The organism is Gelidibacter sp., from assembly GCF_039916245.1.
Taxonomy (GTDB): domain Bacteria; phylum Bacteroidota; class Bacteroidia; order Flavobacteriales; family Flavobacteriaceae; genus Gelidibacter.
The window spans coordinates 1-22,764 of record NZ_JBDSLS010000001.1; the positions used below are offsets into that span (position 1 = coordinate 1).

Below are 22,764 nucleotides of genomic sequence, written 5' to 3' on the forward strand. Positions count from 1 at the left end.
AGGTTGGTTAAACTCGAAAGTATAGATGAGGAGAGGAGATTTCTCAGTACTAAGTATTCAGTACAAAGTATTAAGAAGTGTTCCTGAAGTCCAATACACTGATAAAATAGTCGACAGTAAGTCCGAATAATGTTTTTTTACAAACCTATCTAAGAATATAAATTAAGAATTACTATCCTATAATGTTTCAAAATCATTCATATACGAAGACGGTTTAAGCAGAGATTCATGGTATAAAAGCAAAAAAATCACGCTTTTGGGCGTGATTTTTTTATTTGTAATAAGATCGTCTTGATTAGTCAACCAATACAATCACTTTATTGTCTTTCATTTCAACGGTACCGCTGTTGATTTGCATCACCCAACTTCCGTTTTCTTGAGTAAAGTTATCCGCGTGGCTTTCTGCAATAGTTGCACTGCCTTTGAATTTTACTTTTCCTTTTCCAAGAAGCGAAACAATGGCCGCGTGACCGTTTAACATTTGGAATTCACCCTCAACACCTGGAACTGTAACGCTTTCAACATTACCGCTAACAAGTGAAGCTTCTGGGGATACAATTTCTAAATACATATTTTTATAGTTTGCAGTCCGCAGTCTTCAGTCGGCAGTCACTAAGGACTGAAGACTGATGACTGCCTACTTATTTAGGCTTCAGCAAGCATTTTCTCACCAGATTCGATCGCCTCGTCAATGGTTCCTTTAAGGTTGAAAGCAGATTCCGGTAAGTGATCTAATTCACCATCCATAATCATGTTGAAACCTTTGATCGTTTCTTTAATATCAACCAATACTCCAGGGATCCCTGTAAATTGCTCAGCAACGTGGAACGGTTGTGACAAGAAACGTTGAACACGTCTTGCACGTCCTACAGCCATTTTATCTTCTTCAGATAGTTCTTCCATCCCAAGAATAGCAATAATATCCTGTAATTCTTTATAGCGTTGCAATAACTCTTTTACGCGTTGTGCACAGTCGTAATGTTCGTTTCCTAAAATTTCAGCAGTTAGGATACGTGATGTAGAATCCAATGGATCCACAGCAGGGTAAATTCCTAACTCAGCAATTTTACGAGATAATACAGTTGTAGCATCTAAGTGGGCAAACGTTGTAGCAGGAGCAGGGTCTGTTAAGTCATCCGCAGGTACATATACCGCTTGTACCGATGTAATTGAACCTCTTTTTGTGGATGTAATACGCTCTTGCATGGCACCCATTTCAGTTGCCAATGTTGGTTGGTAACCTACCGCAGATGGCATACGACCTAATAATGCCGATACTTCAGAACCCGCTTGTGTAAAACGGAAGATATTATCAACGAAAAATAATACGTCTTTTCCTTGTCCTTCACCAGCACCATCACGGAAATACTCAGCAATAGTCAGTCCTGATAAAGCCACACGAGCACGAGCTCCAGGAGGTTCGTTCATTTGTCCAAAAACGAAAGTTGCTTTAGACTCTTTCATCACCGATTTATCTACTTTAGATAAATCCCATCCGCCTTCTTCCATGGACTGCATGAAGTCGTCACCATATCTAATAATGCCTGACTCGAGCATCTCTCTCAAAAGGTCATTTCCTTCACGAGTTCTTTCTCCAACTCCAGCAAATACTGAAAGTCCACCGTGACCTTTTGCAATATTGTTAATCAACTCCTGGATCAATACCGTTTTACCAACACCAGCACCACCAAACAAACCAATTTTACCACCTTTTGCATAAGGCTCAATCAAATCGATAACTTTGATACCCGTGAATAAAACTTCTGTAGAAGTTGAAAGATCTTCAAATTTAGGTGCCTGTCTGTGGATCGGTAAACCAGCGTTACCTGCTTTAGGTAAATCACCCAATCCGTCGATAGCATCACCAATAACATTAAACAAACGACCGTAAACATCATCGCCAATTGGCATTTGAATTGGAGCGCCAGTAGCCACAACTTCAGTGCCTCGGCTCAATCCGTCAGAAGAATCCATAGCAATGGTACGAACAGTATCTTCACCAATATGAGATTGAACTTCTAGTACCAATAAAGAACCGTCAGGTCTTTTAATTTCTAAAGAATCATAGATTTTTGGAAGCTCTGAACCCGCTTCAAACGCTACGTCGATAACTGGACCAACGATTTGTGCAACTTTACCTGTAACTTTTGACATTACTTATATGTTTAATGTTGAATTGAATAATATACGAAAACATCTTTACGCAAACATGTTGAGTCTGTTATTTTTCGCGCTGCAAAGATATATGTTTTTAATTAAAAAGGGAAACCCTTTTAAGCCTTTTTTAAGCATAAAAAAACACCTTCTTTGGAAAGGTGTTTTATTATCGAAATTTAAGTTTTTTTTATCTAAATGTTGCGCTGTAGTTTGTTGGATAATTTCCTACATCTGCCTTAACGCCAGCGGCTACAAAATTGGATCCATACTTGGCATCAATAGCTTTTAAAAATGCGTTTGCCATGACTGCATAGCCTCTTGATGTTAAATGGATGCCATCTAAACTTACAAGACCACCTGTAACTAATTTTGTGGTAAATTTAAATTTACCATCGGTATATCCCGTAGTGGAAGCCGTTTGCAAAATAGACTTAAAATCTACAATCGCTAAATCATATTGGTTGGCTACCGCTGCAATGGATTGATTGTACAAGTCTGTAGCAGTTTTTACATTCAATTGTTCTTGAGGCGTTAACACCCATTTGTCTGCTAAAGGCAATGTAACACCTTCTACTGAAAATTGACCTGCCAATTCTTGAGATAGTCCTTGTCCCATCAATGACTTTACTGAGCTCATATTAACAGTGCCAATAACGGTGCTACTTGGTAAAACCAATAAGTCATTTTTTGTGGCCTGTCTCGCTTGTCCGTAAGTATTGGCCAATAGGCCTGCAACTATAGGTGCTGCTTGAGCAGGTAAACCGAATTGTGCAACAAAAGCTGGAAAGGTTGGACTTGCATTTAAAGCACCAGCAATTTGAGGGGCGATGTTAATTAAATCTTCGTCATAAATAACCACGGCACTTGCTGCAGTTTGCGAGAAAACAATAACTCTAGATGGATCGATGGCCTCAAATATTTGATTTAAAGCGCCAAAAATAGTGTTCAACATCGGGATTTGTGGTCCGAAGGATGGATTAGCTGGGCTAAGTGGATTATATGGTACCGTTGTGAAATGTGGTAAGTTTGTAATATAAGGTACATTAGTAACCACACCTTTTGCTCCCTTAGAAGTCAATGCGCCAACTGACGCTTGAAATGCAGCTGCAAACACAGTGGGATCAGTGATATCGTTTCCACCGTAGGTGGCCGGATCCATATTACCTACTTGATAAACTCCGGTTCCACCAGAAGTCGCATAAGCTAAAACATCATTTCCTCCAACTTCAGAAAGTGTAAAAAATGTAGGGTTTTGTGCAAGCGCATCCGCAATAATTGTTGTATTTGCGCTGGACGCCATTCTAGCAAAATATGGATTTGCTTTTCCAACTGGAACTCCAGCCACATTTCCATAGCCAGGAGCTACAAAATGAAAGCTTTTCGCACCAGGAACTCCCAGGTTATTAAATGGTCCAGTGAGTATATTTGAGACTTCTGTTGTTGGCGTTGCCGCTAACAGTTGCGGTCCAGTACCATTGAAAAATAATCGTGGATTAGCAATTACGTTGCCGCTAAAAAGTAATCCACCAATATTATCTTTCTTTAAAGGTTGGGTAAAAGAGCCCCCACCAACAGTAGTGAACTGTTGGTTTAAAATATTTGGAAAGGAATTGGTTTGACTTGCAATGAATACGGCTCCGTCAGCATAACCTGCGGTAAAAGAAGCTCCTACAGCAACATATTTTGAAAAATTTGCTGAACCAGCGGTTAGCTCTGGTAATGCTTCGGCATCTGGGGTGTGATCATACTCATCGTCACTACACGCTGTAAAAACAACTAAAAGAGCGGACAGCAGTAAATATTTTATATTTTTCATTTTATTTTTTGTTTTAGAAGTTGTTAATAGTCCAAGATACATAGTACATAGAACCAATAGAACCTGTACCAATCGCTGTAAAGTACTCTTCACCAAGAACATTGGTCGCGCCTACCTTAAAGATAGATTTCAAAGAAGGCACTGTCAAATTTAACTGGGCATCAAGCGTGTGGTAAGCAGGGATATGGCCATCTCCAAATGTAGCTTGCCAGAAGTATTTGTCACTCCATCTCCATGCAGCGTTAAATCCGAAATTCTTAAACAAATCAGTGTTGCCAAAGTTAACTTTTGCTTTATGTAACGGAGTGTTGAAACTTGTTTTGAAATCAGGAAATGCTGCTTGATCGAAATCTTGTTTCGTGTAGGTATAGCTTCCTCCTAAATCAAAGTTTCCAAAAACTTTAGTTTCTAAGCCTATTGAGCCACCGTATGAGTTAACGTCTGCTTGGGAATTAGTATAGAGTGAATAGGCTTTATAGTCACCATTTGCAATAGCCATGATTGATAATCCACCGTCTCCAGCGGTGCCGTAGAAAGGTGCAATAACAACTTCACTAGAGATAAAATCTTTGTATTTGTTATAGTAAACACTCATGTCAAAAACAACTTTATTGACCTTTCCGCGATATCCGATTTCTGCTGAAGTAATTTTTTCAGGTTGAACAAGATCCGGATTTCCAACTTCTAAAAGTGCTGGATTACCTGTGGCTGCAAAAGCTTGAACTGAAGATGCCAAATAGGAATTGGTATACCCAGCTCCACCAGTTTGGGTGATGGTTGCAGGTTGTCCGAATCCTATTTGACCAGCAGTACTGATGGCATAAGTTCTAACATAGCGATCCAGGTTAGAAGGTGCAGATCCAACTAAAATTGCTCTACCAGCGTCTAAGCCAATGAATAAATCTTGAGTGGTTGGATTTCTAAATCCTGTTTGTACTGAAGCTCTGATGTTATGGCTTTGATTTACGGTCCAACCTGCAGAAAGTCTTGGAGACAAAAACCCTTCAAAAAACTCAGATTTGTCATAGCGTAAGGATCCTGTTAATTTTACTTTCATATCGCCACCAAGACTTAATTCCTTTTGTAATTGGGTATATGCGCCATATTCAGAATAATCGATCGGACCATCAAAGTCAGTATAAATAGTTCCGAATGAATTTAAATTGTATTGTCTGTAAGATCCACCAACTTGAATGTCAATAACATTCCATAAGTGTGAAAAATTGTAATTGGCATCCGCATGATAATATTTAGAGGCATCTCTAAATTGAGATCCTTGTGCTAAATCAGGATTGCCAATTACCGTATTAAAAGCCGATTTAAATTCTGGAGTACCTGGTATCAAACGTCCCGTCTCTGCAGTTTGTCTTGCTAAGGCATGAGCTTGAGCATCTGTAGCCCCGCCCAAAGTGGACTGTAAATAAGTGCCTGCATACTCTCCAAACCATGTGGCGTCTGGCTTCCATGTTCTGTTCACGTTAATTCCCGTAAAGACCATGTCGTAAGAATCTCCAGCTTTATCTGCTACAACGTATCCTCTTAAAAAGAAGTTGTTGTTTTTTAATTCGATTTTATGTTGTTGTTGGGTAAAACCATTGATGTTATAGCGGTTGGTACCTTGGTAAATGGTACTACCTGTACCTATTTTACCAACGTATTGGATTTCGAAATCATTGGCCCATGGGCGTAAGTAAAGTCCCCAGTCTGCCTTAATGCTTTCTGCGTTATAATTTGTTAAATCGCGCTCTTCATAACCTGTTCTGCTCACAACAACAGAAGGAACTATTGCACTAGCACCGGCTGGAATAAGGCCCATTTTTTCTAATGTTTGTGCAACACCGTTAATATTAGTTGACACTTCATCACCATAGATATTATAGCCATCATAATCTAAACTTGCTCGAGTAGCTCCAGTTCCAGGTTTTCCACGGTAGTTGTTAGCGGTCCAGTCGGTTCCTTTTAACCAGCCGAAGTTAACTTTGGCTGCGAAGTAATCGCTGAATTTATAAGCCATTCTTAGTCCAGAATCTCGGTAGGTGTTATCTCCAGCAGCATCTTGGGATGTGAACCCCTGTTTGTGGTAACCACTAATACCTTGAAAGTCGAAAGGGTTTTTACTGCGCATAAAAAGAATACCGTTAAAGGCATTCGCACCGTATAATGCAGAAGCTGCACCCGGAAGGATTTCAACACTTAGGACGTCCGTTTCGTTCATCCCTACTAAGTTGCCAATTGGGAAGTTTAAAGCTGGTGCTGCGTTGTCCATACCATCTACCAATTGCATAAAACGCGTGTTGGCAAAGGTGGCAAAGCCTCTGGTGTTAATCGATTTGAAGGTTAAACTGTTCATGTTGACATCAACACCTTTTAAATTTTCCAATCCGTCGTAAAAACCGGCGGAAGCCGTGTTATTGATTTCTTTGAGACCAAACCTTTCAACAGTTACTGGCGATTCGAACACACGTTCTGGCGTTCTTGAGGCAGAAATAACTACTTCATCCAGAGACGTACCTTCGTTCAGTTTGAAATCAAGGGTTTGAGTTGTTGCGGTCACTTGCTTAGTTATAGTTTCAAAACCAACACTACTTACTTGAATAGAAAATGGTGGTTTTTGAGAAGCGTTTAAAATATAGTTTCCGTCAAAGTCGGTTACCGTCCCAGTTGATGTGCCTACAATAATCACATTGGCTCCTGGTAACGGTTGGCCAGTGGCATCTGTTACGTGTCCTTTTACTGTTGTTTGCGCATAAGTTAGAGCAACACTTAGCAGCATCATAATCTTAAGAATTGTTTTCATTTTAGGGAGTTAGTTGATTGTGGATACCAATATAAATAATAAAATGATACTTTGAATTATTTTTATACAAAATTATGCGTGCATAGTATTATTTGATAAATAATCGGCAGTTATTTATAGGATTTATTAAATTAAAAAGGCTAAAAACTATAATTAAATAGTTTTTAGCCTTTTGTTATACTCAATCATTTCAGAACAATAATTCTGAAATGATGGTTATTCTACAGTTACTGACTTCGCAAGATTTCGTGGTTGATCCACGTTTTTTCCTAGCATTACTGCAATATGATAAGATAATAATTGCAACGGAATGGTCGTCAATAAAGGGGATAGATTCTCCAAGGTTTCAGGAACTTCAATTACGTAATCGGCAAGCTCTCTCACGTGTTCGTCACCTTCGGTTACAATGGCGATAATTTTTCCTTTTCGCGCTTTAATCTCTTGAATGTTACTTACTATTTTATCGTAATGTCCTTTTTTAGTCGCCACAATTATGACTGGCATGTTTTCATCGATAAGCGCAATAGGGCCATGTTTCATTTCGGCAGCAGGATAGCCTTCGGCGTGAATGTACGAGATTTCCTTAAGTTTTAAAGCACCTTCTAAAGCTACAGGGAAGTTATAGCCTCTACCTAAATAAAGCATATTAGGTGAATCTTTATAAGTTCGAGCTATTTCTTGTATATGTTTATCTGCTTTTAAAGCAATTTTCACTTTTTCTGGGATAAGCTCCAATTCTTGTAACTGTCTGCGATAGTCCGTACTTGACATGGTGCCTTTGGCTCTTGCCAAACGCAATGCGATTAAGGTTAAGACTGTAATTTGAGTGGTAAATGCTTTAGTAGAAGCCACCCCAATTTCTGGGCCCGCATGTGTGTATGCGCCCGCTTGGGTTTCTCTTGCGATAGATGAACCGACGACATTACAGACTCCAAATACAAAAGCACCTTTCGATTTTGCTAATTTAATAGCGGCTAAAGTATCGGCAGTTTCACCTGATTGTGAAATGGAGATCACCACATCTTTTTCGGTAATGACTGGGTTTCGATATCTAAATTCTGAAGCATACTCTACTTCCACTGGGATTCTGGCCAGGTCTTCAAAAATGTACTCGGCTACTAATCCAGCATGCCATGAAGTGCCGCAGGCCACAATGATAATACGGTCGGCATTAAGAAAACGCTTCATGTTATCTTCAACACCTGCCATTTTTATGATGCCTTCATTCACTAACAATCGGCCCCTATAGGTATCTTTTATCGCTAAAGGTTGTTCGTAAATTTCCTTTAACATAAAGTGCTCATAGCCACCTTTTTCGATCTGTTCTAAATTGAGCTGTAATTTTTGAATGTAAGGATTAACTAAAGAGTCATCTTGGATTTTTCTGATTTTAATATCTTTATCCAATCTGATAATGGCCATTTCTTCATCTTCCAGATAGATGGCGTTTTCAGTATATTCAATGAATGGAGAAGCATCACTGGCAATAAAAAACTCGCCTTCGCCAATCCCAATAGCCAACGGACTACCTAATTTGGCTACAACAATTTCATTGGGTTTGGTTTTATCAAACACAGCGATCGCATAAGCGCCAACAACTTGGTTGAGGGCTATTTGAACTGCTTTTCCTAGTTGTATTTTTTCATTGATCATGACATCTTCAATCAGATTGATCAATACTTCCGTATCTGTATCTGATTGAAACGTATAGCCGCGCGTACTCAATTCTTTTTTTAAGGCGTCATAATTTTCAATGATCCCATTATGAATGATGGCCAAATTACCAGAATTGGAAAAATGTGGGTGGGAATTCACATCATTGGGAACACCATGTGTGGCCCAACGGGTGTGTCCGATCCCCAGATTTCCGCTAGTTGACATTTCTTTTTCTAAACGCTCTTGCAAATCGGCAACCTTGCCTTTTGTTTTGCACATATTGAGGTCCTTGCCATCATACAAGGCAATACCGGCGCTGTCATAGCCACGGTATTCTAGGCGTTGTAATCCTTTTAAAACAATCGGGTAAGCCTCTCTATGACCTATGTATCCAACAATTCCACACATAATATTTAGTTGTTTGGTTCAGTATAAAATATCTCCAAATATAATTTTTTATTCTCATCATTTACCTTATTACCATATAAAACTGTTCCTTTTGGAGATGGTATGTCGCTAACAGGTAATGATTTAACTGGACTGTTGTTGGAGGATAGAATGGATTTTTGTGCTCTTGGTTTGCCCTCATTAGTGACTTCTGTATTGACGTTTAACGAAACTGTTAAGCCCAGGCTTACGTTTGAGGAGTCTCTTAATAAAAGATTCTTGATATGTTCAGTAATTTTGATTTTGTACTTCACGCCTTCCGAATCCTTGACATCAGTTTCCCTTTGTAATTTACCAAGATGATTGATTCTAGAATTATTGGCGTCAACCATATCTGCAGAATCGAAATTATAATCGGCTAGAGGAATTTTGTTTTTTGTATCATAAATGTAGATTCTATCCGGTTCCTGACCTTGTGTAAACGCTTGATCTACCCAAAAAACCAAGTTGGCTTCATTGATCAATCTTTTGGCTTTTTTGAATTTGCCGTTTTCTGTTACCACAAAATCATTTTTGAATTTTTCAAATTCAGTAAGGGTGCCTTCATCATTGTCAACGTCAGTGCCTCCAAAGAGATTAATGACTGCCATGGCGCCTTGTCCACCTTTAAGGTACAATTTTTCATCGCCTGTAATTGGATTGCCTTCCGGAATTGCTAGCGTAAAATCATTGTCAAAAAAGTTGATTTTATTATTTGAAAAATTCAAGCGATATGTGCCTTTGACACGTTCGTCGTCAGTCCCAGTTGAAGGTGAACTGTAATACAAGGTGATATTTGCATTGGTCGATCCTAAATCAAGGAGCATCATGTTGCCATCGTTACCGATAGCCTCAGCTTCAAAATAAATGCCTCTGAAGTAATTCTGAAAGTTGTTTGTATTGCTCAGTTCTGCGCTACCTCCTTTACTAATGATTTTATTGTTCCAGAAACTAGGATCCATTTTATATCGCATAGCAGGCGCTAACAGTGTACTATCTGCTCCGTGTTTAAGTTTGATCTCTTTGTTGCTTGGATTAAATTTGGTAACATTAAGTAATTCTGTGCCGCGCAATGAAGCCAAGGGAATTTGACTTGAAGCCGATAAAGAACGGTCTGAATAATACTTTTGAGGCGTGTCAAATCCTGAGCTTGGATCAAAGCTTCTCAGAAAATAGGTGTTCTCATAAAGTTTGAAGTTGATAGGGCCATTTCCGAAAATCGAGTCTAACTTATAAGTTGTTACACCTTTTTCAATGCCTTTAGAGGTGCTGAAATAAGGAATAGTCACGACTACAGAGTCCAATGTTGTTTCCGCAGGAAATTTTGGATCCATTACGGTTGGTGACAATTGGGTTACTAAATTTGCTGTAGTATTACCATAAACCAGGTCTTTATAAACACCAAATAAATTGGAAGGCAACCCATTCGTTTGAACTGGGCCAAGTTTTTTGGTATAGGCGATGACCTCATACTTGTTATCAGAAACACCAAAATTATTTTCTCCAGAAATATCTGAGTCAAGAGATATAAAATCTTTGTCACATGCAACGAACGCAGTCGTTAATATAACTAGAACAAATAGGTTTTTCAAGGCGGGTTTTTTGTTTCTCATTATGATCTTTAGATGGGTTTAAAAGGAAATAACACAGGTTTAGTTGGTTTTTAGTTCAGTATGGTGTTGTTATAGAATTCAGAATAGGGTTCGGCAAAATCTTCTGGCGAAAAATACTCCAGAAAAGGCTTTTTGGAAGCTTCAATATAGTCTTCCAGTTCTTTAGGGAGTTCAGCTGAACCTTTTATGATGGCGTCTGAATAGTCAATTGCGACCTTCATGATGTTAATGTAATTAGGGGTTTCTAGTACCTTAATAGCGGCTTCATCAATGTTGTCAAATTTCACTTTGTTGATCATATTCATGTCTAACGTTCCATCAAAGCTTTGATTGTATACAGAGGTCACAATTTTACTTTCAGCGAATAAAGGTTCGTTTTTGTAATACTCTTTGAGGTAGATAGGGAGCAACGAGGCCAACCATCCGTTAACATGAATGACATCTGGTGCCCAATTTAGTTTTTTTACGGTTTCAATAACGCCTTTGGCAAAAAATATGGCACGCTCATCGTTGTCTGGATAAAGATTTCCATCTTCATCCGTTAACGTTGCTTTTCTTTTAAAATATTCTTCGTTGTCAATAAAATAAACCTGAATTCTTTCCTTAGGGATTGAGGCTACTTTGATCACTAAAGGCATGTCCAGGTCATTGATGACTAGGTTGATGCCTGAAAGTCTTATTACTTCATGCAGTTGATGTCTACGTTCATTTATGTTTCCATATCTTGGCATGAATATTCGTATTTGTCCACCTTGTTTATTTACCATTCTTGGTGCTTCAAATGACATTGAAGAAATTTCAGTTTCAGGCAAATAAGGTACAACCTCGGAAGACACATACAATATTCTCTTATCTTTCATAAATTACGTATTTAAAAAATTAAAAATTAAAACACGCAAAAGTACGAAATTTTATGCAGATTGTTGGTAAAATCTTAAGTTTGCACCGAGTTAATTTTTTGTTATAGGATGATAATCTGCCATAAAAAAGAAGAGTTAAGACAGGCTCTAGACGGTCTGAGCGGCCAAAATCAAAGTCTTGGTTTTGTGCCCACTATGGGTGCTTTGCATGCGGGACATTTGTCATTAATTAAGCAAGGTTTGCTGGAAAACACGAAAATGGTGGTCAGTATCTTTGTCAATCCGACCCAGTTTGACAACGTCTCCGATCTTGAGAAATATCCGAGAAGCTTGGAGAACGATTTGGAATTATTGAAAAAACTTTCCAATGATATCATCGTTTATGCCCCATCACCCGATGATATCTATGGCGATGACATAGCTTCCGAAAATTTTGATTTCGATGGTTTGGAACATCAAATGGAAGGGAAGTTTCGTAAAGGTCATTTTGATGGGGTCGGAACCATTGTGAAACGACTTTTCGAAATCGTAAAGCCCGATGTGGCTTACTTTGGAAAGAAGGATTTTCAGCAATTACGAATCATCGAAAAGATGGTAGAAAAGTATCATTTGCCGGTAAAAATTATTGGCTGTGAGATTTTCAGGGCTGACGACGGGCTCGCGATGAGTTCCAGAAACGAACGTTTAACGGAAAGTCAGAGGGAAGCCGTGCCTTTTATATATAAAATATTAAAAACTGCCAAAGAGCGTTTTGGTACAGAAAGTGCTCATGAAGTCACGGAATGGGTTGTCAAACAGTTTGGTAAGCAGGATTTGTTTGCCTTGGAATATTTTACCATTGCTGATGAAGCTACCTTGGAATCCGTGAAAAGAAAATCAAAATTAAAATCATACCGAGCGTTTATTGCCGTGTTTGTTGGAGACATCAGACTTATTGATAATATAGCGCTAAATTAATTACCTTTGCCATATGCAAATACAAGTTGTAAAATCGAAAATACACCGTGTCAAATGTACGGGAGCTGAACTTCATTATATTGGAAGTATTACCATTGACGAAGATTTAATGGATGCCGCCAATATGATTCAAGGCGAAAAAGTTCAAATTGTCAATAATGACAATGGCGAACGGTTGGATACTTATGTGATTCCTGGTCCTAGAAATTCTGGCGAAATAACCCTTAACGGTGCTGCAGCAAGAAAAGTGGCCGTTGGCGATACGCTTATTTTAATCACCTATGCGTTTATGGATCTGGAAGAGGCCAGGACATTTAAACCTTCTTTGGTTTTTCCTGATGAAGCGACCAACTTACTCAAGTAGTATTGAACCCAAAGACTAAAAAAACACTACGGATTGCCCTGCCGGTTTTATTGGCTGCTTTTTTTGGATGGTACACCTTTTCAAAATTACCCATTGATGAAATCATTCCTTATTTTAAAACGGCAAACTACGGTTGGATTGCCCTAGGAATGCTTTTTGGATTGTTAAGTAATTTGTCAAGGGCCTATCGATGGAAATATCTGATTGTACCTATGGGGTATTCTTGGAGGTTTCCCAATAGTGTCATGGCCGTTTTTATTGGCTATTTGGCCAATTTTGGCATTCCAAGATCTGGAGAAGTATTACGCGCAGCGGTTCTCACAAATTATCAGGGCGTGCCCTTTCAAAAGTCATTTGGTACTATAATTGCCGAACGGATGGCTGACTTAGTCCTACTGCTGAGTATTGTTGCGGTGACGCTTTTAATCCAATTTGATTTTATTTTTGACCTTTTGGAGAAATCCTTTCAGCCAAAAAAGCTGATGCTTTTAGGGGTATTAGGTCTTGTTTTTTGCATTGTCATATTTTTGTTCCTTAAAAAAAGTCAATCTAAGATTGCTTTGAAAGTGAGGGATTTTGTTCGTGGATTATTGGAGGGGATTTTGAGTATCTTTAAGATGGAGCAGAAATGGGCCTTCATTTTTCATACCTTGTTTATTTGGCTGATGTATGTCCTGATGTTTTATGTAACCTCGTTGGCGGTCGATGATTTAAACGGGGTTTCCATTGGTGCCTTGTTAATCGCATTTATTGCAGGAAGCTTTACCGTTGCGGCTACTAATGGGGGTATTTTTGTATATCCATTGGCCATTGGTGCGGCTTTTTCTCTTTTTGCTATTCCAGAAAATCCAAGTATCGCTTTTGGATGGATTATTTGGTCTTCCCAAACCTTAATGATTATTATTATGGGAAGTCTTTCGTTCTTGTTTTTACCTATCTATAATAGCAAAACAAAGACAGTAATTAAAGCATGATGCTTTTTTAATCATTTAATAAGGCCGGTGAAAAAACCGAATAATTTTTTACCTTGCCGTAGCTAATATTAATTTTCCTACCACATGCAAAAGATTACCCTATTTCTATTGTTTCTCTTCAGTATCTTCATGGATGCACAGGTGATCTACCAGCCTATTGAATCATTAAAATTAGGAGAAACGAGAGACCTAAAGATCCAGTTGCCGAGAAATTATAATTCCGAAGATAAGTTTCAATATCCTTTGGTCATTGTTTTAGATGGGGATTATTTATTTGAACCATTTGCTGGCAATATTGATTATCAGGCTTATTGGGGGGAAATGCCGCAATGTGTTGTAGTGGGTATTAATCAAGGTAAAAGTCGCGAAAAAGACCTGTTTTACGACAAGGAAATCTTTTTTCCTGCTCATGAAGGTGCTTCCTTTTTTGAGTTTATTGGGATGGAATTGATTCCTTTTATTGAAAGTAAATACAATGTTTCCCAATTTAGAATTGTTGCTGGACACGATTTGAGTGCCAATTTCATTAACTATTATTTGTTTAAGGATAATCCCATCTTTAGGGCGTTCATTTTGCTGAGCCCAGATTTGGCTCCCGAAATGTCGGGAAGGGTTCTAGATCGGGTTACAGGCTTAAAAACAGATACCTTCTATTATATGGCCACGGCAGATAATGATATTGACAGTTTAAAAGGAAAAATTGTTGACCATAACGCACGATTGGGCATTATAAGCAATTCCAAAATGCATTATAGATTTGATGATTTTACGGATGCTGACCATTACTCATTGGTGGGTTTAGGCATTCCGAAGGCTTTAAATGAAATATTTTCTTTGTACAAACCCATCAACAAAAAGGAATATACGGATCAGGTTTTGACCTATGCGGAAGGTCCTTTTAAATATCTTCAAAAGAAGTATGCCGACATTAAGTTTTTCTACGGATTTGAGAAAAAGGTGGTCGAAAATGATATCAGAGCTGTCGCGGCTGCTGGGATGAAAAAAGATGATCGCGACGCACTGAGAGATTTGTCGAAATTGGCGCAAAAAGAATATCCAGAATCCATGATAAGTGCCTACTATACAGGAATGTATTGGGAAAACGAAAATAATGTCAAAAAGGCGTTGCACAGCTACCAATCTGGCTTGCTTTTAAAGGCTTCAGATTTTATTGACAAGGAGATGTTGTTAGATAAAATTTACAAATTAAAACATCAAAAATAGCCAAATACTGCATTTCATCGAATAATTTATACAGATTAACTATAATTTGTATATATTTACCCGACCAAACTTAAACCTACTTAGCGATGAAAAAGGCCCTGTTTTTTATATTCATCTTGCTGTGCAGTATTTCGATAAACGCACAAACAATTTATGAACAGTTCGAGTCCCGAAAGTTAAATTCCACCAGAGAATTGAAAATTAGGCTTCCTAAGGACTACGATGCGGATTCCAATTTAAAGTATCCCGTTATTTTGGTTTTTGATGCCGACTATTTGTTTGAGCCTGTTGTTGGGCAGGTTGCGTTTCAAACGTACTTTGATAAAATGCCAGAAGCCATTGTTGTAGGTGTTATTCAAGGTAAAGATCGGTTTTACGACAGCTATCATGATGAGATTTCAGGCGTGCCTATTGAATTTGGAGCACGATTTTATGAGTTTATCAGCACCGAATTAATCCCCCATATTGATCGCAAATATAAAACGAGTAAGTTTAAAGTTGCTGTTGGCCATGACCTTATGGCGAATTTCATGAACTCTTTCTTATTGAAAGATGATCCGTTGTTTAAGGCCTATGTTAATTTAAGTCCAGATTTTATAGGGAAAATGGATGATAATATCGCTCAACGATTGAAATGGTTAAAAGAAGATGTTTTTTATTATATGGCAACGAGTGAGGATGACCTTGCACCACTTCGAACTGGTATTCTTGAGGCCAACGAAAAATTAGGACAATTAAATAACAAAGCCTTGAAGTACTATTTTGATGACTTTAAAGGAGATTCTCATTATACGCTAGTGACTGGTGCTTTATCTCAAGCCTTGGATAAAATATTTGAGTTGTATAAACCTATTAGCGATAGAGAGTTTAAAAACGACATTCTTACCTACGACGGCACTTTAGATACTTATATTACTAAGCGTTACAAAAAGATTGACGATTTATTTGGCATCAACAAGCCGATTTCTGAAGATGAATTTGAAAAAATTATCAAAGCTGCCGAGCAACGCGGTGATGTCGCTTCTCTTGAAAAAATAGGGAAACTGGCCAACAAACAAGATCCTACGACCTCTTATGGTACCTATTATATGGCGCTGCATGCTGAAAGAATAGGGAAAACCAAGCGTGCCAAAAAACTCTATGAATCTGCATTGGATTTAGAATCTACACCGCATATCAACAAAGATTTGATTCTTTTAAAAGTTGAAGGACTGACTACAATCGCCGTAGATGATAATGAAAGTGATATTGATGATTAACAAAGGATCAATTAAGATTTTTAATAAGAACTCTTACCGGAATTAGTTTTATTTTAGCTTAAACTTTGAAGGATGGCTAAATTAAAAACAACTTTTTTCTGTCAAAACTGTGGCAGTCAATATTCTAAATGGCAAGGACAATGTACGGCCTGTAAAGAATGGAATTCCATTGTTGAGGAAGTTATCCAAAAGGAAGAGAAGTCGAGTTGGAAAACGCCAACTTCCACGGTAAAGCGTGCTTCAAAACCTTTGCGTATTAATGAAATTGACGTTTCGCAAGAAGCGCGGATGAATACCGAAGATGAAGAGTTCAATCGCGTTCTTGGTGGTGGTATCGTTCCAGGCTCCTTGATTTTACTGGGCGGTGAGCCCGGTATCGGCAAGAGTACGCTTCTGCTTCAAATTTCATTAAAACTGCCTTATAAAACACTTTACGTTTCTGGTGAAGAAAGTCAGCAGCAAATCAAAATGCGCGCCGAGCGTATCAATCCGCGCAGCGCGAATTGTTATATCCTAACCGAAACAAAGACTCAGAACATCTTCAAGCAAATTGAGGCTTTGGAGCCCGATATCGTCGTTATTGATTCCATTCAAACCTTACATAGCGATTATATCGAATCGTCCTCAGGAAGCATTTCACAAATCAAGGAATGCACGACCGAGCTGATCAAATTCGCGAAAGAAACCGCAACCCCAGTTATTTTAATCGGCCATATCACTAAAGATGGGAATATCGCCGGTCCAAAAATATTGGAGCATATGGTGGATACCGTATTGCAATTTGAAGGCGATCGCAATCATGTCTTCCGAATTTTAAGAGCACATAAAAACCGCTTTGGTTCTACCAATGAATTGGGTATTTACGAAATGCAGGGCTCAGGCTTGCGTGAAGTTTCCAATCCCTCCGAAATTTTGATTTCCAAAAAAGACGAAGAACTTTCTGGTAATGCCGTAGCATCGACCTTAGAAGGAATGCGTCCTTTAATGATTGAAGTGCAAGCTTTGGTAAGTACGGCAGTTTATGGAACGCCGCAACGCTCGGCCACCGGATTTAATGCCAAGCGTTTGAACATGCTGTTGGCCGTTTTAGAAAAGCGTGCCGGATTTAGATTGGGTGCCAAGGACGTGTTTTTGAACATTACCGGCGGAATTTCAGTCGATGATCCTGCGATTGATTTAGCGGTGGTGGCGTCGGTGTTGTCCTCCAATGAAGATGTAGCCATTCCTAAAGATTATTGTTTTGCCGCCGAGGTTGGTCTTTCTGGAGAAATCCGTCCTGTGCAACGGGTGGAACAACGTATTTTAGAAGCTGAAAAACTAGGCTTTTCAACCATTTTCGTATCCAAATACAATAAAATAGCACTCAAAAACACCATTATCAAAATCCAATTGATTTCTAAAATTGAGGATTTGGTCAGTTTTTTGGTTTAGCATGTTGAAGTTAATCGTTATCTTTAATATTAAAATTTAACAACTATGGATATTCAATTGGAAAAATATAAACTCTTGGAATGGTTAATCGGACTCAAAGATGAACGAATTATTTCTAAGATTATAGAAGTCAAAAATGAAAATGATGATTCATGGTCTGATGAAATATCAGAGGATGAAAAAATCTTTATAAAAGCGGGTTTGAAAGACTTAGAAAACGGTAATACATTTTATCATGAGCAAGTCATGGAAGAAGTAAGTAGAACTTACGGTTTGTAGTACTATGGAAATTGTTTGGACAAAATTTGCTAAGATAACATATTTCGAAACCATAGAAAATCTGAAATCGAAATGGACTTTTAAGGAAGTCAAAGAGTTTCATGATTTAACAAATGCTTTTTTGAATAAAATAAAGCGTAATCAAGTCGATTTTCCTACTATAAATGCTGAGTTGGAAATTAGAAAAGCAATTATTCATAAAAACGTTTCACTTTACTTTAAAATGAATCCTCATAGCCAAAAAATCTTTTTAGTTTCTTCAATAATCGCATGAACCCAAAAACTTTAAAAAAATTACTCAATAATCCATAAATGAAAACAAAAGTCCTTCAAATCATAGTTGTCCTAAGTCTATTCGTTTCCTGCGGTCCAAAACCTAGTAAATCCATCGCGATTATTACTAAAGAAACGAATACCTATATTTCCCAGGTGGATAAGAATTCCAATTTAAAAGAAGAAATGGTCGAAGGCGCCCTAACCGACGCCGAAGGTTTTAAAGATATCGGAAAATTCAAGTACAGTGTTTATTTTGATGAGAAAACCAACGAGCTCATTAAGATAAAAAATGTGGAAATGACCGATAAAACCATTTCAGAGACCTATTATTTCAAAGATGGTAATTTGGTGTTGATCGACACCAATTTAAGTGAAACGCCCAACAAAATGTATATTCAGAAAAGCAAAGTCATTTCTGAATCCAAGATGGATGATGCCACACAAAAAGTGCTATTGGAAAAAGCAAAACGTTTCCAAAAGGCCTTTCAAAAGGACCATTAGCTTTTAGCTTTGTCGGTGTTTTCCACCAACAAATCATCCGTCGGTATTTGAGTTTTTAACATAGCTCTCACAAGCCCTCATTTTACTTAATTTTGGCCTTCTAATTTACTAAAAATCATTAATTTCGCACTTCGATTAGAATTAAGGAAATAATGAGCAGTAAATTCACTGAATATAAAGGACTTGACTTACCGAAAGTTGCAGAAGAAATCCGCAATTATTGGAAGGAAAATGACATTTTTGATAAAAGCGTAACAACAAGAGAAGGCAGCACGCCGTTTGTGTTTTTTGAAGGGCCACCTTCTGCAAACGGATTACCAGGAGTGCACCACGTTTTAGCGCGTGCCATAAAAGATATTTTCCCACGTTACAAAACCATGAAAGGCTTTCAGGTAAAACGCAAAGCTGGTTGGGATACCCACGGGTTGCCAATTGAATTGGGTGTAGAAAAGGAACTTGGTATTACCAAAGAGGATATCGGGAAAACCATTTCAGTGGAAGATTATAACGCGGCCTGCCGAAAAGCAGTCATGCGCTACACTGATGCCTGGAATGAGCTGACTCAAAAAATGGGTTATTGGGTAGATATGGACGATCCATATATTACCTATGAGCCAAAATATATGGAGAGTGTTTGGTGGTTGTTAAAGGAAATCTATAACAAGAAGTTGCTTTATAAAGGTTATACCATTCAGCCCTATTCTCCAAAAGCCGGTACAGGATTAAGTTCTCATGAGCTTAACCAGCCTGGCACTTATCAGGATGTGACGGATACGACGGTGGTTGCGCAATTTAAAGCCAATGCAGATTCGCTTCCTGATTTTTTACAAAATGAAGGCGATATTTACTTTTTGGCTTGGACGACAACTCCATGGACTTTGCCGAGTAACACCGCGCTGACCGTTGGTCCAAAAATCGATTATGTATTGGTAGAAACATATAATCAGTACACGTTTGAACCTCTCAATGTTATTCTAGCAAAACCCTTGGTTAACAATCAATTTGATGGAAAATTCAAAAGGGTTGAAACCAAACCAGAATTATTAGAATATACTGCTGGGGATAAGAAGATTCCTTATTTCATTGTCAAAGAATTCAAAGGCATCAATTTAGTTGGGATTACTTATGAGCAATTATTGCCGTATGCACTTCCAAACGACCATCCCGAAAACGCCTTTAGAGTTATTTCTGGCGATTTCGTAACCACTGAAGATGGAACCGGAATTGTCCATACAGCGCCAACTTTTGGAGCGGATGATGCCTTGGTAGCTAAACAAGCTGTTCCAGAAGTGCCACCGCTATTGGTCAAAGACGAAAACGGAAATTTGGTGCCATTGGTCAATTTGCAAGGACGTTTTAGAAAAGAGGTCAAAGATGATTTTTATGGTTTTGCAGGCGAATATGTAAAATCGGAATATTTAGCAGATGACGAGCTCGTTGCAGAATACGAAAAGCAAAAGGAGAGTTTGAAATCTGTGATTGCCAATCTTAAAGAATATTTAAGCGTTGACGAACGTTTGGCCCTCAAATTAAAGAATGAAAACAAGGCCTTTAAGGTCGAAAAATATAAGCACAGCTATCCAAATTGCTGGCGTACGGATAAACCTATCTTGTATTATCCTTTGGATTCATGGTTTATCAAAGTTACGGATGTCAAAGACAGAATGTTCGAATTGAATGAAACCATCAATTGGAAACCAAAATCAACAGGTACAGGACGTTTTGGAAATTGGTTGGCGAATGCGAACGATTGGAATTTATCGCGTTCCCGTTATTGGGGAATTCCATTGCCAATTTGGAGAACTGAAGATGGTAAGGAAGAAATCTGTATTGGATCTGTTGAGGAGTTAAAAGCGGAAATGCAGAAATCCGTAGCACAAGGATTTATGCCTGCGGATATTTTCGCCGAGTTCGAAATCGGTAACAATTCCGAAGAAAATTATGCTAAAATAGATTTACACAAGAATATTGTGGATGAGATTGTATTGGTATCTCCATCAGGAAAACCAATGGCACGTGAAACGGATTTGATCGACGTTTGGTTCGATTCTGGAGCGATGCCTTATGCACAATGGCATTATCCTTTTGAAAACAAGGAATTAATTGATGAGCACAAAGCTTTCCCGGCTGATTTCATCGCTGAAGGTGTGGATCAAACGCGTGGATGGTTTTATACCTTGCATGCTATTGCCACTATGGTTTTTGATTCGGTAGCTTATAAAAATGTCGTTTCAAATGGCTTAGTTCTCGATAAAAACGGACAGAAAATGTCCAAACGTTGGGGGAATGCTGTGGATCCGTTTACAACATTGGACACTTATGGCGCTGATGCAACGCGTTGGTATATGATTTCTAACGCTAATCCTTGGGATAACCTAAAGTTTGACTTGGAAGGCGTTGAAGAAGTGAAACGGAAGTTTTTCGGAACGCTTTACAATACCTATTCGTTCTTTACTTTATACACCAATTTAGATAACTTCAATTATTCTGAAGCTGAAATACCTTTGGAAAATCGTCCAGAAATCGACCGTTGGATTTTATCTGAATTGCATACCTTGATTCAAAAGGTAGATGAGTATTATGCCGATTATGAGCCAACCAAAGCGGCGCGTGCCATATCTGATTTCACCCAGGATCATTTAAGTAACTGGTATGTGCGTTTGAGTAGAAGACGTTTCTGGAAAGGCGATTATCAGCAAGATAAAATTTCGGCCTATCAAACCTTGTACACCTGTATGTTGACCATTGCCAAATTGGGCGCGCCAATTGCCCCTTTTTATATGGATAAACTCTATTTGGATTTGAATGCCGTTACCAAGAAGGAACCTTTTGAAAGTGTGCATTTATCTAATTTCCCTGTTTTTGACGAAAGCATTATTGATAAGGAATTGGAGCGCAAAATGGAAGCTGCTCAAACCATCTCATCTTTAGTGTTGTCGTTAAGAGCAAAAGAGAAAATTAAAGTGCGTCAGCCTCTACAAAAAATCATGATTCCTGTTTTTAGTGAAGAGCAAAAAAACGAGATCATGGCGGTGGCAGATTTAATAAAATCTGAGGTTAACGTCAAGCAAATAGAGGTATTGGAAGATGCTTCCGATATTTTGGTAAAACAAATAAAACCTAACTTTAAAGTGCTTGGACCACGCTTTGGTCAAGACATGAAAGCAGTGGCGCAGTTGATTGGTAACTTTGAAGCAAAAGATATCAAGCAAATTGAACAAAACGGCACTTTAGATGTGGAAGTTAATGGAAAAAGTATTACTTTGGAACTTTCAGATGTAGAGATTACCTCTCAAGACATTGAAGGCTGGCTCGTGGCAAGTTCAGGAGCGCTAACGGTAGCTTTGGACGTGACGATTACTGAAGAATTGAAAAGTGAAGGGATTGCAAGAGAATTGGTAAACCGCATTCAAAATTTAAGAAAGGATTCCGGTTATGAGCTTACTGATAGGATTGTGGTTCACTTCCAAAAAGATGAACAAATTATTAACGCAATAAACAAGAACTTAGATTACATAAAAACCGAGACCTTAACCGAAGAGTTGAAGATTTTAGAACACTTAAATGATGGTATAGAGATTGCATTCGACGATGTAAATACCAAGCTGTTTATTCAAAAATTTTAAAATTATGAACCAAGACACAAACATTCGATATCCAGACAAAGATTTAGCCGAGTTTAAAGAAATCATTCAGGAAAAAATTAGAAAAGCAATTCATGATTTAGACCTTATCAAAAGTGCTTATATGAATGACCTTAATAACGGTACTGATGATACATCTCCTACTTTTAAGGCTTTTGAAGAAGGCAGTGAAACGATGAGTAAAGAAGCGAACTCGCAATTGGCCATCCGTCAGGAAAAATTTATTCGAGATCTTAAAAACGCGTTGATACGCATTGAAAACAAAACTTTTGGGGTTTGTAGAGTGACCGGTAAATTGATTGGCAAAGAGCGCTTAAAACTCGTGCCTCATGCGACTTTGAGTATTGAAGCTAAAAACATGCAACAATAAAATAAATCGAAGATTCAGCGTAGCTGATCTCGTGAATATAATTTTATATTGCAATTACATAAAAAACACTTCAACTTTAGAAGTGTTTTTTTGTTTATCGCATGTCAATATAGAAGCTAGGTTTTCTATCGTAATCTTATTTTTACTTAAAATTAGATTG

The 22,764-nt window shown here is 38.2% G+C and carries 17 protein-coding genes; 10 read left to right on the forward strand and 7 right to left on the reverse strand.

Annotated elements, in window-relative coordinates; all coding sequences use genetic code 11:
- Positions 1-295 precede the first annotated feature (295 nt).
- From ABIQ28_RS00005 to ABIQ28_RS00035, 7 genes are all read right to left on the reverse strand, one after another.
- Positions 296-571, reverse strand: a complete 276-nt coding sequence (locus tag ABIQ28_RS00005) for a F0F1 ATP synthase subunit epsilon (protein ID WP_348034692.1) — start codon at positions 569-571, stop codon at positions 296-298.
- Between the two features lie 74 nt (positions 572-645).
- On the reverse strand, positions 646-2,154 hold the full coding sequence (gene atpD, locus ABIQ28_RS00010) for a F0F1 ATP synthase subunit beta (protein ID WP_348034693.1): 1,509 nt from the start codon (positions 2,152-2,154) through the stop codon (positions 646-648).
- 190 nt (positions 2,155-2,344) lie between these two features.
- Positions 2,345-3,973 (reverse strand): G-D-S-L family lipolytic protein, encoded by a 1,629-nt coding sequence (locus ABIQ28_RS00015; protein ID WP_348034694.1) that lies wholly within the window; start codon positions 3,971-3,973, stop codon positions 2,345-2,347.
- Positions 3,974-3,986: 13 nt separating this feature from the next.
- Positions 3,987-6,770, reverse strand: coding sequence for a TonB-dependent receptor (locus tag ABIQ28_RS00020; RefSeq protein WP_348034695.1), 2,784 nt, complete (start codon positions 6,768-6,770; stop codon positions 3,987-3,989).
- Between the two features lie 216 nt (positions 6,771-6,986).
- On the reverse strand, positions 6,987-8,834 hold the full coding sequence (glmS, locus tag ABIQ28_RS00025) for a glutamine--fructose-6-phosphate transaminase (isomerizing) (RefSeq protein WP_348034696.1): 1,848 nt from the start codon (positions 8,832-8,834) through the stop codon (positions 6,987-6,989).
- A 5-nt stretch (positions 8,835-8,839) separates the two neighbouring features.
- Positions 8,840-10,465: a DUF4270 domain-containing protein gene (locus ABIQ28_RS00030; RefSeq protein WP_348034697.1), complete on the reverse strand. Its 1,626-nt coding sequence runs from the start codon at positions 10,463-10,465 to the stop codon at positions 8,840-8,842.
- A 50-nt stretch (positions 10,466-10,515) separates the two neighbouring features.
- Entirely contained in the window at positions 10,516-11,325 is an 810-nt protein-coding gene (locus ABIQ28_RS00035) for a glycogen/starch synthase (protein WP_348034698.1), read from the reverse strand.
- Positions 11,326-11,433: 108 nt separating this feature from the next.
- Between ABIQ28_RS00035 and panC the strand changes: the two genes are divergently transcribed.
- From panC to ABIQ28_RS00085, 10 genes are all read left to right on the forward strand, one after another.
- Positions 11,434-12,282, forward strand: a complete 849-nt coding sequence (gene panC / locus ABIQ28_RS00040) for a pantoate--beta-alanine ligase (protein WP_348034699.1) — start codon at positions 11,434-11,436, stop codon at positions 12,280-12,282.
- Positions 12,283-12,295: 13 nt separating this feature from the next.
- The gene (panD, locus tag ABIQ28_RS00045) at positions 12,296-12,646 is read left to right on the forward strand and encodes an aspartate 1-decarboxylase (protein WP_348034700.1); all 351 of its coding nucleotides are present in this window, start codon (positions 12,296-12,298) and stop codon (positions 12,644-12,646) included.
- 2 nt (positions 12,647-12,648) lie between these two features.
- A complete protein-coding gene (locus ABIQ28_RS00050; RefSeq protein ID WP_348034701.1) occupies positions 12,649-13,620 on the forward strand; it encodes a lysylphosphatidylglycerol synthase transmembrane domain-containing protein in 972 nt (323 codons plus the stop codon).
- An 84-nt stretch (positions 13,621-13,704) separates the two neighbouring features.
- A complete protein-coding gene (locus ABIQ28_RS00055; RefSeq protein ID WP_348034702.1) occupies positions 13,705-14,844 on the forward strand; it encodes an alpha/beta hydrolase-fold protein in 1,140 nt (379 codons plus the stop codon).
- 86 nt (positions 14,845-14,930) lie between these two features.
- Positions 14,931-16,103 carry an alpha/beta hydrolase-fold protein gene (locus ABIQ28_RS00060; protein ID WP_348034703.1) on the forward strand — a complete coding sequence of 391 codons (1,173 nt, stop codon included), beginning with the start codon at positions 14,931-14,933 and terminating at the stop codon, positions 16,101-16,103.
- A 72-nt stretch (positions 16,104-16,175) separates the two neighbouring features.
- Positions 16,176-17,534, forward strand: a complete 1,359-nt coding sequence (gene radA, locus ABIQ28_RS00065; RefSeq protein ID WP_348034704.1) for a DNA repair protein RadA — start codon at positions 16,176-16,178, stop codon at positions 17,532-17,534.
- A 45-nt stretch (positions 17,535-17,579) separates the two neighbouring features.
- Entirely contained in the window at positions 17,580-17,813 is a 234-nt protein-coding gene (locus tag ABIQ28_RS00070; RefSeq protein ID WP_348034705.1) for a hypothetical protein, read from the forward strand.
- Positions 17,814-18,125: 312 nt separating this feature from the next.
- The gene (locus ABIQ28_RS00075) at positions 18,126-18,590 is read left to right on the forward strand and encodes a hypothetical protein (protein ID WP_348034706.1); all 465 of its coding nucleotides are present in this window, start codon (positions 18,126-18,128) and stop codon (positions 18,588-18,590) included.
- Positions 18,591-18,742: 152 nt separating this feature from the next.
- Entirely contained in the window at positions 18,743-22,216 is a 3,474-nt protein-coding gene (ileS, locus tag ABIQ28_RS00080) for an isoleucine--tRNA ligase (protein WP_348034707.1), read from the forward strand.
- 4 nt (positions 22,217-22,220) lie between these two features.
- Positions 22,221-22,604: a TraR/DksA C4-type zinc finger protein gene (locus ABIQ28_RS00085; protein WP_348034708.1), complete on the forward strand. Its 384-nt coding sequence runs from the start codon at positions 22,221-22,223 to the stop codon at positions 22,602-22,604.
- Positions 22,605-22,764 lie beyond the last annotated feature (160 nt).

What these genes read in the sequence shown, in the direction of transcription:
- ileS (WP_348034707.1), top strand. Translation starts at nt 18,743, where the DNA reads ATGAGCAGTAAATTCACTGAATATAAAGGACTTGACTTACCGAAAGTT.
- ABIQ28_RS00005 (WP_348034692.1), bottom strand. Translation starts at nt 571, where the DNA reads ATGTATTTAGAAATTGTATCCCCAGAAGCTTCACTTGTTAGCGGTAAT.
- ABIQ28_RS00070 (WP_348034705.1), top strand. Translation starts at nt 17,580, where the DNA reads ATGGATATTCAATTGGAAAAATATAAACTCTTGGAATGGTTAATCGGA.
- atpD (WP_348034693.1), bottom strand. Translation starts at nt 2,154, where the DNA reads ATGTCAAAAGTTACAGGTAAAGTTGCACAAATCGTTGGTCCAGTTATC.
- ABIQ28_RS00030 (WP_348034697.1), bottom strand. Translation starts at nt 10,465, where the DNA reads ATGAGAAACAAAAAACCCGCCTTGAAAAACCTATTTGTTCTAGTTATA.
- ABIQ28_RS00060 (WP_348034703.1), top strand. Translation starts at nt 14,931, where the DNA reads ATGAAAAAGGCCCTGTTTTTTATATTCATCTTGCTGTGCAGTATTTCG.
- panD (WP_348034700.1), top strand. Translation starts at nt 12,296, where the DNA reads ATGCAAATACAAGTTGTAAAATCGAAAATACACCGTGTCAAATGTACG.
- ABIQ28_RS00055 (WP_348034702.1), top strand. Translation starts at nt 13,705, where the DNA reads ATGCAAAAGATTACCCTATTTCTATTGTTTCTCTTCAGTATCTTCATG.
- glmS (WP_348034696.1), bottom strand. Translation starts at nt 8,834, where the DNA reads ATGTGTGGAATTGTTGGATACATAGGTCATAGAGAGGCTTACCCGATT.
- ABIQ28_RS00035 (WP_348034698.1), bottom strand. Translation starts at nt 11,325, where the DNA reads ATGAAAGATAAGAGAATATTGTATGTGTCTTCCGAGGTTGTACCTTAT.
- radA (WP_348034704.1), top strand. Translation starts at nt 16,176, where the DNA reads ATGGCTAAATTAAAAACAACTTTTTTCTGTCAAAACTGTGGCAGTCAA.
- ABIQ28_RS00075 (WP_348034706.1), top strand. Translation starts at nt 18,126, where the DNA reads ATGAAAACAAAAGTCCTTCAAATCATAGTTGTCCTAAGTCTATTCGTT.
- ABIQ28_RS00015 (WP_348034694.1), bottom strand. Translation starts at nt 3,973, where the DNA reads ATGAAAAATATAAAATATTTACTGCTGTCCGCTCTTTTAGTTGTTTTT.
- panC (WP_348034699.1), top strand. Translation starts at nt 11,434, where the DNA reads ATGATAATCTGCCATAAAAAAGAAGAGTTAAGACAGGCTCTAGACGGT.
- ABIQ28_RS00085 (WP_348034708.1), top strand. Translation starts at nt 22,221, where the DNA reads ATGAACCAAGACACAAACATTCGATATCCAGACAAAGATTTAGCCGAG.
- ABIQ28_RS00020 (WP_348034695.1), bottom strand. Translation starts at nt 6,770, where the DNA reads ATGAAAACAATTCTTAAGATTATGATGCTGCTAAGTGTTGCTCTAACT.